Below are 12,783 nucleotides of genomic sequence, written 5' to 3' on the forward strand. Positions count from 1 at the left end.
GGCCTGGCGGTGACGATGCCCAGGCGCGCGCTGCAGCGCGCGCTGGCGCCGCTGCTGGCGTTGGCCTTGCTCGCCGCAGGCAGCGTCGCCGCAGCGCCGGCGCAAACGCAGCCATCCCCGCGCGAACGGCTGTCGCTGGATGCCGATTGGCGCTTCCATCGCGGCGACGCGCCCGGCGTCGGCGACACACTGGACTACGACGTACGCCCGGACATCGAACGCAGCGCCGACGGCAAGGTCGCCGATGCGCGCCCCGACGCCGCCGACCGTCCCGCGCCGCGCACCCGGCCGGTGCTCAAGCCGTGGATCCTGCCCACCGGCAACGCCTTCATCGCCGACCCGGCGCGGCGCCACCCGCGCCCGCCCGGCGACCCGGGCAGCGACGTGGCCTTCGTACACGCCGAGTTCGACGACAGCGCCTGGACCCGCGTGGACCTGCCGCACGACTGGGCCATCGCCGGCCCGTTCCTGAAGGACGGCCCGTACGGCGGCATGGGCCGGCTGCCGAGCTGGGGCGTGGGCTGGTACCGCAAGCGCCTGGACATTCCCGCCAGCGACCGCGGCCGCGCGGTGTTCCTCGACATCGACGGCGCGATGTCCTACGCCACGGTGTGGCTCAACGGCCGCCTGGTCGGCGGCTGGCCATACGGCTACAGCTCCTGGCGCGTGGACCTGACCCCGTACCTGGTGTTCGGCGCCAGCAACCAACTGGCGATCCGCCTGGACAACCCGCCCGAGTCGGCGCGCTGGTATCCCGGCGGCGGCCTGTACCGCAGCGTGTGGCTGAGCAAGACCGCGCCGGTGCATGTCGGCCAGTGGGGCACGCAGGTCGGCACGCCGCAGGTGTCGGCGCAGGCGGCGACGGTGCGCCTGGCGGTGACCCTGGACAACAGCGGCGGCGATGCGGCACAGGTGCAGGTGGGCACCGCGATCTATGCGCTGGACGCCGTCGGCCGCCGGCACGGCGCGGCCGTGGCACGGATCGCCGCGGTCGAGACGCGCATCGCCGCCGGCGCCAGCGTCACGCTCGAGGGCATCACGCGCATCGCCAAGCCGCGGTTGTGGGGCCCGCCGCCGACGCAGCGGCCGCACCGCTACGTCGCGGTCACCGAGGTGACGCAGGACGGGCGCGTGATCGATCGCTACGAGACGCCGTTCGGCGTGCGCACGCTGCGCTGGGATGCGGACCGCGGCCTGCTGGTCAATGGCGAACACGTGCCGATCCGCGGCGTCAACAACCACCACGACCTCGGCGCGCTCGGCGCCGCGTTCAACCCGCGCGCCGCCGAGCGCCAGCTGCAGTTGCTGCAGGGCATGGGCGCCAACGCGATCCGCATGAGCCACAACCCGCCGGCGCCGGAACTGCTGGAGCTGACCGACCGCATGGGCCTGCTGGTGGTCGACGAACTCTTCGACAGCTGGGAAATGAAGAAGACCCCGCTGGATTTCCACCTGCTGTTCGCCGACTGGCACGAGCCGGACCTGCGCGCGCTGCTGCGCCGCGATCGCAACCACCCGTCGGTGATCCTGTGGAGCGTGGGCAACGAGGTCGGCGAGCAGTACACGGGCGAGGCCGGCGCCGCCATCGCGCGACGCCTGCAGGCCATCGTGCACGAGGAAGACCCCACCCGCCTGGCCACCGCGGCGATGAACTACGCCGCGCCGGACATGCCGTTGCCCGCGGCGCTGGACGTCATCGGCCTCAACTACCAGGGCGAAGGCATCCGCGACGCGCCCGAGTTCGCCGGCACCGAGCGCATCCGCAAGCCGCCGCAATACCCGCTGTTCCACGCCCGCTTCCCGGACAAGCCGATCTTCAGCAGCGAGACCGCCTCGGCGCTGAGCAGCCGCGGCGTGTACCTGTTCCCGGTGACCGCGGACAGCAGCGCACCGGTGCGCGACGGCCGCGGCGGCGATCCGCTGGCGCACCAGGTCAGCGCCTACGAGCTGCACGCGGTGGATTTCGGGGCCAGCGCCGACAAGGTGTTCGCCTCGCTCGACACGCATCCGTTCGTCGCCGGCGAATTCGTGTGGACCGGCTTCGACTATCTGGGCGAACCGACGCCGTACTATTCCTCGCGCAGTTCCTACTCGGGCATCTTCGACCTGGCCGGCTTTCCCAAGGACCGCTACTGGCTTTACCAGGCGCGCTGGCGCCCCGAATTGCCGATCGCGCACCTGCTGCCGCACTGGACCTGGCCCGGCCGCGAGGGACAGGTCACGCCGGTGCACGTGTTCACCTCCGGCGACGAGGCCGAGCTGTTCGTCAACGGCGTCTCGCAGGGGCGCAGGAAGAAGGCGCCGCTGCAGTACCGGCTGCGCTGGGACGAGGTGCTCTATGCGCCGGGCGAGCTGCGCGTGCAGGCCTACAAGGACGGCAAGCCGTGGGCCAGCGAGCGCGTGCGCACCGCCGGGCCGGCGGCGCGCCTGCAGGCCACGCCGGACCGCGCCACGATCCGCGGCGACGGCCGCGACCTGGCCTTCGTGAGCGTGCGCCTGCTCGACCGCGACGGCAATCCCGCACCGACCGCCGGCGACCGGCTGCGTTTCCGGGTCGACGGCCCGGGCGAGCTGGTCGCCATCGACAACGGCGATCCCACCGACCTGGAGTCGTTCGCCGCGCACGAGCGCAACGCCTTCAACGGCCTGGCCTTGGCGATCGTGCGCGCGCTGCCGGGCAAGACCGGCACCATCACGTTGCATGTCGCGTCGGACACGCTGCAGGCCGCGCGCGCGCAGGTGCGGGTACAGCCATGAGCGACGCGCCTGTCGGCACGCATGCGCCGCCTGCACGCCGCTGCGCGCGGACCACGCATGCGCGTGACACCCACGCTCGACCAAGGACCACCGCCATGCCCGCACTGCGCAAGACGCTCGTCCCGGCCCTGCTGCTGGCCTGCCTGTTCGGCACCGCGTCGGCGCTGGCCGCCGACCCTGCCACGGCGTCGAACACGTCGGCCGCAACGCCCGCCGCCAGCCTCAAGGACGCCTACGCCGGCGCGTTCCTGATCGGCACCGCGGTCAATGCCGATATCGTCTCCGGCAAGGACGCCGCCTCCGCCGCGCTGGTGCCGCGGCAGTTCAACGCGATCACCGCCGAGAACGCGATGAAGGCCGAAGTGGTCAATCCGCGCCCCGGCGTCTTCGACTTCGCCGCCGCCGATGCCTTCGTCGACTACGGCCGCCGCCACGGCATGTTCGTGGTCGGCCATACCCTGGTCTGGCACAACCAGACCCCGGACTGGTTCTTCGTCGACGCGCAGGGCAGGCCCAACGGCCGCGACGCGCAGATCGAACGCATGCGCGCGCACATCCAGGCGGTGGCCGGGCGCTACGCCGGCAAGGTGCAGGCCTGGGACGTGGTCAACGAGGTGATCGACGAGGACGGCAGCTACCGCAAGACCAAGTGGGTGGAACGCGTCGGCGACGGCGACGAACTGGTGCGGCAGGCGTTCCGCTTCGCCGCCCGGTACGCGCCGGATGCGCAGCTGTACTACAACGACTTCAACGCCTGGCGCCCGGAAAAGCGCGACGGCATCGTGCGCATGGTGAAGATGCTGCAACGCGCCGGCATCCGCATCGACGGCGTCGGCATGCAGGGCCACTGGGGCCTGGACTATCCCAGCCTGCACGACATCGAGGCGGCGATCGACGCCTACGCCGCGCTCGGGGTCAAGGTGATGATCACCGAACTGGACGTGGACGTGCTGCCGCTGACCAAGGAAGGCCAGGTGATCGGCACGGTCATGGCGCACGAGCAGTTCCAGCTGCCCGAGTTCAAGCGCTTCCTCGACCCGTATCGTGACGGCCTGCCGGCGGACGTGCAGGCGCAGCTGCGCGATCGCTACGCCGAACTGTTCCAACTGTTCTGGCGCAAGCGCGACACGCTGGCGCGGGTCAGCGTGTGGGGGGTGGACGACGGCATGTCGTGGAAGAACGACTACCCGGTGCCCGGGCGCCGCAACTATCCGCTGCTGTTCGATCGCCAGCGCCAGCCCAAGCCCGCCTTCGACGCGGTGCTGGCGGTGCCGGCGCAGGCGCGCTAGCGCGGTGTCCGGCGCGCGCCGGACACCGCGCGCCTTCGGCCACCGGCCACCGGCCACCGGCGATCGGCAATCGGCGGACGCAGGTCAGCGGACGAACTGCATGTCGCCGTACTCCCACGTCCACGGCGCAGCGGTCTTGCCCATCGCGAAGTCGACCAGGGCCGGGAACGCGCGCTCGGCGCGCACATCGTTCGACAGGATGACCACGCAGCGCTGGTAGCGCCGGGCGCAGACCAGCAGATTGCCGGTGCTCTCGTCGTGCCCGCCTTTCAGGAACGCGGCGCCTTGCGGTCCGCGGAACGCCACCACGCCAAGGCCGGCGGCGAGGTCGGCGCGCCGGCGCTCGGGCGGCAGCTCGTCCTGCAGCGTCGGAAACTGCGACGCGGTGGTGATCGCCAGCTGCGGCGCGGTCAGCGCCGACGCGCTCCGCGGCGAAAGCCCCTTGCCCGCGAGATAGCCTGCGGCGAACCTGGCCATGTCGGCGATCGTCGTGTCCATCGAGCCGGCCGCGCGCACCTTGCTGCGCGGATCGTGCGCTTCCACGCTGCCGTCCGCGGTCCATCCATCGGCCAGGTTGGCCGCGAAGTCCGGCCGCCAGGTCATGCTGGTGCGCTGCATGCCGAACCGGTCGAACACGCGGCGCTGCATTTCCTGGCCCACATCCAGGCCCAGGCCGCGCTCGAGCACGAACTGCAGCAGGATCATGCCTTCGCCGGAATAGGCGTAGCGGCTGCCCGGAGCGAAATGGAAGCGCAACTTGCCGTCCGCCTCCACGAACGCGAAATTGGCGAAGCCCGCGCTGTGGGTGAGCAACATGCGCGCGGTCAGCGTGCGCCAGCGCGGGTCGCCGGCGAGGTCCGCCCATGGCCCGTACCTGGGATCGGCGGGGTAGTCGGGAAGCGGCCTGTCCAGGTAGTCGGCGATCGGGCGATCCAGGTCCAGCACGCCCTGCTCGACCAGTTGCATCACCATGTAGGCGAACGCCATCTTGGTCAGCGATGCGCCATACATCACGGTGTCCGGCCGCAATGGATCGCCGGCGGCATTGCGCTTGCCATAGGCGCGCACATGCACGATCCGCCCCTGGTCGATCACCGCCAGCGCGATGCCATTGGCATGCGTGGCGGCCAGCGCCCGGGCCACTTCCGCATCCAGCGCGCGGGCATTGGGCAACCGCGTCGGATGCGGATCCGATGCCAGCGCGAGCAAGGGCCACACGGCCAGCAAAACAGCGGCATAGCGACGCATGCGCATGACCTCTCCCTCCCTCGTTCGTGATGGCTGCACGATAGGGCGGCATGTGCCGCGCGACAGCGCCATTAAGTCAGGGTGACTAGCGGGCTATGTCTGCGGCCCGCAGCGCAGGCAGCCGACGCACGGTCCATGGTCCCGGGATAAGGGAACGGCTGGCGACACGGTGCCGTTTGTCGAGGCGGACCGGACAACGGCAGGAGCCGCACCGCGGCGGCGGCTCCTGCCGGGCGCAGCGCTGCGATGGGCGGCGCCGGCAGCGATGCGCAGCGCCGGCCCCGGCTCAGCGCGTCAGCACCGGCGGCGAGGTGGCCTGGGTCTGCGCCTGCGTGGCCTGCTCCTGGGCCTGCACCGTGCGCTGGGTCTGCGCCTGCTGCGCGGTCTGCTCCTGCAGCTGCTGGTAGGTCTCCTGCGCCGGCCGCGCGATCGCCTCGCTGGTCGGCATCTGTGCGCGATTGGCGTAGGGATCGGGCGACGCCGTGGCGCCGTCGCGATACACGAACGCCAGCTCGCCGCCCTGGTGCGTGGCCGTGGGCTTATTGAAGCCTACCGACAGCTGGTCGCGCTCGTTGAAGCCACTCTGCCTGGCCAGCAGGGTCAGGCTGGCGGTCATGCGTTCGCTGTTGTCGTCCCAGCCCTTGCCCAGCGCCTGCTCGGCCTGGGCCACGCCGCTGCGCACCTTGTCGTGCAAGGCCCGGTCCGCGCCGGTGGGCTCGGCCGCGGGCGCAGCGGCGCGCGGCGCCGGCAGGGTCGCACCGGTATCGCGGAAGCCGTTCGGGATCCACGACGGCGGCACCTTGCCCTGGTCGATGCCCAACGCCTTCAGGTCGGCGCGCACTTCCGGCTGCACGCGCTTGGGATCGCGCAACTGCGCGGCGTCCTCGGCCTCGGCGACCAGGCCCAGGTCGCGCGCGCCGTAGTTCTGCGGGTAGCCGCGCGCGTCGTAGAACAGCTTGCCCATCGCCTCGACGTTCTTCGGCGAATTGGCGTCGATCTTCAGGTCGCTGCCGAAGGTCAGCCCGTCCTTGGCCTTGTAGGTCGCCTTGGCGCCCTCGCCAGTCTTGTCGATGTAGCTGGCCATCTCCGTGCTGGCGTTGTACAGGTCCTTCAGCGTTGCCTTCGGATTGCTGTGCTTGACGTAGTCGGCCAGCGTGTTGACCCCGGCGATCTCGTCCTTGGACTCGCGCGTGCGCTGCTCGGCGCCGTGCGCCTTCAGCACCTCGGTGTAGTCGTGCGGCGAGGGCGACTTGGCGATCTGGTCGATCTTGTCCTTGAACGCGTCGTCGGATTTTTCGATCGCCGTCTTGTTGATCGCATGGCCGATCTCGTGGCCGAGGATGATCCGCGCGGTATTGGCCGAATCGTCGCGCGGCGCATCCATCTTCGCGGTGCGCAGCACGTCCATCGGCAACTGGATCCTGCCGGTTTCCGTGTTGTAGGAACCGCCACCGTCGCGCGGATGCGGCGCGAAGCCGGACAGCTGCTTCTGCTCGATCGCCTGCTCCACCCGCGCCTTGAGCTCGGGCGTGTTGTCCAGCATCTTGCGCAGCGCCTGGCCTTCCTTGGCGTGCGCCGCTTCGAACGTGTCCAGCATTTTCTTCAGGTCATCGTCGTTCGCCATCACCCATCTCCTTATGCGGTGGCCAGGATCTGCAGTGCCGATACGCAAGCCTGCGCGTCATGCTCCTCGGCGTTGCCGACGAACGCGTACACCACCACGGCGCCGCGCTCGAAGTGCCAGCGACCCGCGCTGCCCGGGCGCGGCGGCGAGATCCACTGCGCGGCGAAACCGGCCTCGGTCAGCGCCTGCCTGTAGACGCCGAGCGGCTGGGTGCAGCGCGCTGGCGCGGCGGAGGCCGGCGCGAACGCGAAATCCAGCCGCGACGGCGGCAGCCCATCGGCATCGGCGACCGATTCCAGCGAATAGCGGCCGCCGCCGGCCACAGGAGCGGACGCGCTGAACGCATGCGCCGTGTCGTCGGCGTCCACGTGCAGGCCCGCATGCGCGGCGATCTGCGCCGGGGTGAGGTCCTGCTTGCCGCCGATCGCCAGGATCAGCCGCACTACGCCTTGTGCCAGTTGCTCTGGCGTCATCTCCGACATGGCCCGCTCCTTTGTGCTGGGAATCGATGGGGGTTGGGGTTGCGCACCGGCGCAGGCGGACAGCAGCGCCGCCGCCAGCAGCGCGGCGCCGCGCTGGGCAAGCCGGCGGCCGGCGCGCGGCGACGCCGGGCGGATGCCGCTGGGGGAAACAGAGTCCATGATGCGCCTCTCCTTTGAACGCCCGGCGCGCGTCGCCGCGGCCAGGCATGTTGGCGGCGATTGTAGCCATCGTCTCGGTGCGGCGCAGCCCGTGCCCGATCCGCGCAGGCGGCGCCACGGGTTGCGCGAGCATGCGCACCGGTCCGGGTGCGCCGGAGTGAAGAGCCCGCGCCTGCGCAATGGCATCATCGCGCCACATCACCCAGGAATCTCCCGATGCGCTTTCCGACCCGCGTCCTGCTTGCCGCCGCCGTGCTGGCATTGCTCGCCTGCTGTGCGAAGCGCCAGGCGCCCGCGCCGCGCTTCCCCGTGATCGGTCATGTCACCGCGTTCGACCCCGCGTTCAGCGACACGGTGGCGACGGACGCGCGCATCGAACGCATCGCCGAGGGCTTCACCTGGTCCGAAGGCCCGACCTGGGTGCGCGACGGCGGCTACCTGCTGTTCAACGACGTGCCGGAGAACACCATGTACCGCTGGTCGGAACGCGACGGCCTGTCGGTGTTCCTCAAGCCGTCCGGCTACGCCGGCCCGCCGCTGGACGCCTTGCGCGAGGCCGGCGCCAACGGCATGCACGCCGAACCGTCCGGCAGCGTGCTGCTCGCCGATTCGGGCACCCGCGCCGTCGCCCGGCTCGATCCGGCCACGCGGCGCAAGACCCTTCTGGCCAGCGCCTACGACGGCCACCGCCTCAATAGCCCCAACGACCTGGTGCGGCGCAGCGACGGCGTGGTGTTCTTCACCGACCCGCCCTACGGCCTGAAGGACGGCGACACCTCCCCGGTCAAGGAACTGCGCTACAACGGCGTGTACCGGCTGGACCCCGACGGCAGCGTGCACCTGCTCGACGACAGCCTGAGCCTGCCCAACGGCATCGCCCTGTCGCCCGACGAACGCACCCTGTACGTGGCCAACTCCGACCCGGCGCGGCCGATATGGACCGCCTACACGCTGGACGCGCGCGGCGAAGTCACCGGCAAGCGCGTCTTCGCCGATGCCTCCGACATCGTCGGCGACGCCAACCCCGGCCTGCCGGACGGCATCGCCGTGGCCAGCGACGGCCGCCTGTTCGCCACCGGCCCCGGCGGCGTACTGGTGTTCGCGCCCGACGGCCGCCGCCTGGGCCGCATCGAAACCGGCGGCCCCGTCGCCAACTGCGCCTTCGGCGACGACGGCCGCACCCTGTACATGACCTCGCACAAGATCCTGGCGCGGGTGCGGGTGAAGGCGACGGGGCTCGGTTTTGCGCCGTAGCTGACCGACGGGGTCCGCCCATCCATTCAAGCCGCCTCGGGCGGCCAATGCGGACATTGGGTCTATGGAAATCATGCGATTCGCGGATGCAGTAGAGCTGGATGAACCCGCATATGCGGTCTTCAAGGCTGCGCTAGACGTAGTCTTCGACAAGGGCGACGGCGTTACCGAGCATATCGATCGCCTCTCTCCTGACGCGCGGCTTGTCTACTTGCTGTGGTGCTTCGACGGAGAGATCCACAATGGTGGCTTCGACCAACTTTTCACGAACTCGCTGGGCAACCATTGCCTCGAGATCCTCGGCCACTTGCAGACCATCGGCGCGGGCAAGTCCCACGACCTTCTGTCCAATGCAGTTTCGTGGTTTCCGAACGCATTGCCATCCAACGACCGCCGGGTCAGGTGGTCGCAACACCAAGCCTTCTCTGACACACCTGAGTACGAGGCGGAGATGGACAGGCTGGATGCCGAGTTCTACAAGTACGAGGACAATCTGGGTTCACTGCTGAACTCGTATGTGGCCGAGCACCCGAATGCGTCGATCAGGGCTTGATCCGCTCCAACGTTCTGCCTCTTAGGAGGCATTCCATGGCTCGCCTTGGTGCCCATTTCGTCCTGTCGGACGAAGATGTTGCCGTTCTTCTATCTGAGCAACGTAACGAAGAACGTCTGGCCGTCGTTCAAGAGGAAATCAAGGGCGCTACTTCGAGCGGCCCAGAACCTACATTCCCTTCTCCCACCGGGACCATGGCCCCCTTTTCGGGGGGAAGTTGGTGCGCAGCGGCGGATGAGGGTACGTCCGGCCTAGGCATTTGCACGGCGCCCCAGGCGGCTTCTTTCACGGCCGGCGTTCGCAGTGGATGCTCTTCAATCCAACGATTTCCGCCGCCGTAATGTCTGCCGCTTCGTTTGTCGCGGCTGAAGCCGCTCCTACAGGAAGAACTCGAACCGACTTGAATTTACCGAACGTCTACCTGCTTGGAGGAGTGAGAGATAGCGTTGTTGCGAAAGGCCTGCTGATTTGCATTGAACTTTTCAGCCATGCGCCATAGGCTCCAGATCTAAGTGGACAGGGAGCTCCCGGTCGGCGTCATAGCCTCGGTGCGATCACCGGGGCTTTTCGCTTTCTGGCGGACGGAGGCTTTGGCCAAAGCCTCCGTCAAACGCCACCTTCAGCCGTCTTGCCCGATACGATCCAACGCAGCCAACACATCCGCCGACAACGACAGCTCGGCCGCCGCCAGGTTCTCCCGCAGATGCGCGACCGACGAGGTCCCCGGGATCAGCAGGATGTTCGGCGCACGCGCCAGCAGCCAGGCCAGCGCCACCTGCATCGGCGTCGCGCCAAGCTCCTGCGCGATCGACGAGAGCGAGTCGGACTGCAACGGAGAGAAGCCGCCGAGCGGGAAGAACGGCACGTAGGCGATGCCATCGCGGCCGAGCGCGTCGATCAGCGCATCGTCGTCGCGGTGCGCCAGGTTGTAGTGGTTCTGCACGCAGACCAGCTTGGCGATGCCCCGCGCTTCCTGCACCTGCGCGGCCGTGGCGTTGCTGATGCCCAGATGGCGGATCAGCCCGCGTTGCTGCAGTTCCGCCAGCGCGCCGAACTGCGCCTCGATCGAGCCTTCGCTGGGCTTGTACGGATCGAGCATCACCCGCAGGTTGACCACGTCCAGGACCTCCAGGCCAAGGTTGCGCAGATTGTCGTGCACCGCCTGGGTCAGCTCGGCCGGGCGCTGCGCCGGCAGCCAGGACGCGTCGTCGCCGCGCACGGCGCCGACCTTGGTCACGATCGTCAGCTGCTGCGGATACGGATGCAGCGCCTCGCGGATCAGCTGGTTGGTGATGTGCGGCCCGTAGAAGTCGCTGGTGTCGATGTGGTCCACGCCCGCGGCCACCGCCTCGCGCAGCACCGCCAACGCCGCGGCGCGGTCCTTGGGCGGCCCGAACACGCCAGGCCCGGCCAGCTGCATCGCGCCGTAGCCGATGCGGGTCACGCGACGGTCGCCGAGGGAAAAGGTGCCAGCTGTCGAAAGCTTGCTCATGACTGCCTCCAGAAAGGGGGGCCGAAGCCCAGGTGAGGCCTGCACTGTAGGCGGCGCGCCGATGCGCGATAATCCGGTCGAATCGGCACGGGCTGTGCGGGATCTCGAACAATGACCATGGACCTGCAGGACCTCTTCGCCTTCCTGGCGGTGCTGCGCGGCGGCGGCTTCCGCGAAGGCGCGCGGCTCAGCGGCAGCTCCGCCTCCAGCCTGAGCGAGGCCGTGCGGCGCCTGGAAACCCGCCTCGGCGTGCGCCTGTTCAACCGCACCACCCGCAGCGTACTGCCGACCGAGGCCGGCGCGCGCCTGGCCGAACGCCTGATCCCCGCCCTCGGTGAAGTGGAAGCGGCGCTGGACGTGGTCAACGGCTTCCGCGACCGCCCCAGCGGCACCCTGCGCCTCAACGTGCCGGGCGCCGCCGCGCGCCTGGTGCTGCCGGCGATCGTCACCCCGTTCCTGAAGGCCTATCCGGAGATCCGGCTGGAAGTGATCGTGGAGGACAGCTTCGTCGACGTGCTGGCCGCCGGCTGCGACGCCGGCATCCGCTACGACGAGCGCCTGGAACAGGACATGATCGCCGTGCCGATCGGCCCACGCGTGCAGCGCTTCGCCACCGCCGCATCGCCCGAGTACCTCGCCGCGCACGGGCACCCGCAACACCCGCGCGACCTGCTCGCGCACGCCTGCCTGCGCGGCCAGTTCGCCAGCGGCGCCATCCCGGCCTGGGAATTCGAACGCGACGGCGAGGTCGTGCTGGTCGAACCGAGCGGCCCGTTGCTGGTGCGCCTGGGCGCCGCGGTGGACCTGGCCATCGACGCCGCCGTGGGCGGCCTGGGCGTGATCCACCTGTTCGAAGACTGGCTGCGCCCGCACCTGGACAGCGGCGCGCTGGAGCCGGTGCTGGAACCGTGGTGGCAAAGCTTCAGCGGCCCGTTCCTGTACTACCCCGGACGCCGCCACCTGCCCGCGCCGCTGCGCGCGTTCGTGGATTTCATTCGAACGCCGTGAGCGCGGCGCAAGCGCGACGCCATCTCACCGCTCCAGCATTCGGAACAATCGCCAACCGCTGCCCCCTGCTCCCTGTAGGAGCGGCTTCAGCCGCGACCCGCCTTACCGACAATGCCAGCGTGCCAGACGAAGGCACGCCATCCGGCATCGCCCCACTACTTGCAAGAAAATTCCCCATCTACTCGCGAAACCGCCGCAACCAAACAAATCCAGGCACCGCGATCCGCATCTTCGACGTCCCATCCCACGCCAACACGAACCCCGCATCCGCCAACGCCGCAGCGACCCGCTGCCCCACGGCCAGATCCGCATCCGCCCCATCCTGCAAATCCCCGAACGCGACAAACAACCCACCACCCTCCACCGCGCACTCCACATCCTGCCCGTGGTAGAAACAATAACCGTGGTACTGGCCTTCCGGCGCCTCCGCCACCGCCTCGGTCACCTCGGTGTGACCATCGGACATTGTGTACCCGGCATTCGCCAGCGCGCAGATGCCCACGTCGTGCAACTGCTCGAACACCGCATCCAGGCGATCGCAATCGGTCCGCGCAGGCCAACCCAACTCCGCCTGCTGCTTGGCCTGCCACTGGCTGGCGACCGCGGCACGCAGCATCGGTTCGTCGCACCCGTCTTCCAGAATGTCGTCGAGCATCTCCTCGCGGATCTCGGACTCAGAGTAGTAGCCGGACCAGACCCACTTCCGGATTGAATCGAGGACATACGCATCGCTCTCGTTCACGCTCGCTCCTGTCGAATGCCTAGCGTCTATCTGGCGCGCACGTTAGCAGGACGATGTTTCGGATTCGGAAACGCCGCGTGATCATCCCGATCGAGGCGAGCACCATTGCAGCGAAAAGCCGCAAGCAGCACCACGCCAATCGCTGCTGCACGCGACGGCAGCCAGTGATTCAAGC

General features: G+C 69.3%; 10 protein-coding genes. 5 read left to right on the top strand and 5 right to left on the bottom strand.

Annotated elements, in window-relative coordinates; translation table 11 throughout:
• The first annotated feature begins 15 nt into the window (after positions 1–15).
• Together galB and AB3X10_RS22885 are read left to right on the top strand one after the other, a co-directional pair.
• Complete coding sequence (galB, locus tag AB3X10_RS22880) at positions 16–2,757, top strand: beta-galactosidase GalB (protein ID WP_369977826.1); 2,742 nt, start codon at positions 16–18, stop codon at positions 2,755–2,757.
• A gap of 95 nt (positions 2,758–2,852) precedes the next feature.
• On the top strand, positions 2,853–4,046 hold the full coding sequence (locus AB3X10_RS22885; protein ID WP_369977828.1) for an endo-1,4-beta-xylanase: 1,194 nt from the start codon (positions 2,853–2,855) through the stop codon (positions 4,044–4,046).
• A gap of 84 nt (positions 4,047–4,130) precedes the next feature.
• Here the strand turns inward: AB3X10_RS22885 and AB3X10_RS22890 are convergent, their stop codons facing one another.
• From AB3X10_RS22890 to AB3X10_RS22900, 3 genes are all read right to left on the bottom strand, one after another.
• Positions 4,131–5,294 carry a serine hydrolase domain-containing protein gene (locus tag AB3X10_RS22890; RefSeq protein WP_369981974.1) on the bottom strand — a complete coding sequence of 388 codons (1,164 nt, stop codon included), beginning with the start codon at positions 5,292–5,294 and terminating at the stop codon, positions 4,131–4,133.
• Positions 5,295–5,580: 286 nt separating this feature from the next.
• Positions 5,581–6,918: an XVIPCD domain-containing protein gene (locus AB3X10_RS22895; RefSeq protein WP_369977829.1), complete on the bottom strand. Its 1,338-nt coding sequence runs from the start codon at positions 6,916–6,918 to the stop codon at positions 5,581–5,583.
• 11 nt (positions 6,919–6,929) lie between these two features.
• Positions 6,930–7,559, bottom strand: a complete 630-nt coding sequence (locus AB3X10_RS22900) for a hypothetical protein (protein ID WP_369977831.1) — start codon at positions 7,557–7,559, stop codon at positions 6,930–6,932.
• A 216-nt stretch (positions 7,560–7,775) separates the two neighbouring features.
• On the opposite strand from AB3X10_RS22900, the gene AB3X10_RS22905 reads away from it, so the two are divergent.
• Together AB3X10_RS22905 and AB3X10_RS22910 are read left to right on the top strand one after the other, a co-directional pair.
• Positions 7,776–8,813: an SMP-30/gluconolactonase/LRE family protein gene (locus AB3X10_RS22905; RefSeq protein WP_369977833.1), complete on the top strand. Its 1,038-nt coding sequence runs from the start codon at positions 7,776–7,778 to the stop codon at positions 8,811–8,813.
• A 64-nt stretch (positions 8,814–8,877) separates the two neighbouring features.
• A complete protein-coding gene (locus tag AB3X10_RS22910; protein ID WP_369977835.1) occupies positions 8,878–9,366 on the top strand; it encodes a DMP19 family protein in 489 nt (162 codons plus the stop codon).
• Between the two features lie 619 nt (positions 9,367–9,985).
• On the opposite strand, the gene AB3X10_RS22915 is transcribed toward AB3X10_RS22910, so the two are convergent.
• Complete coding sequence (locus tag AB3X10_RS22915; protein ID WP_369977837.1) at positions 9,986–10,858, bottom strand: aldo/keto reductase family oxidoreductase; 873 nt, start codon at positions 10,856–10,858, stop codon at positions 9,986–9,988.
• 111 nt (positions 10,859–10,969) lie between these two features.
• Here AB3X10_RS22915 and AB3X10_RS22920 point away from each other — a divergent pair, with 111 nt between their 5' ends.
• Positions 10,970–11,866, top strand: coding sequence for a LysR family transcriptional regulator (locus tag AB3X10_RS22920; RefSeq protein ID WP_369977839.1), 897 nt, complete (start codon positions 10,970–10,972; stop codon positions 11,864–11,866).
• 178 nt (positions 11,867–12,044) lie between these two features.
• On the opposite strand, the gene AB3X10_RS22925 is transcribed toward AB3X10_RS22920, so the two are convergent.
• Positions 12,045–12,608 carry a DUF6891 domain-containing protein gene (locus AB3X10_RS22925; protein ID WP_369977841.1) on the bottom strand — a complete coding sequence of 188 codons (564 nt, stop codon included), beginning with the start codon at positions 12,606–12,608 and terminating at the stop codon, positions 12,045–12,047.
• Positions 12,609–12,783: the final 175 nt, after the last annotated feature.

This window comes from Xanthomonas sp. DAR 80977 (assembly GCF_041240605.1).
Classification (GTDB): Bacteria; Pseudomonadota; Gammaproteobacteria; order Xanthomonadales; family Xanthomonadaceae; genus Xanthomonas_A; species Xanthomonas_A bundabergensis.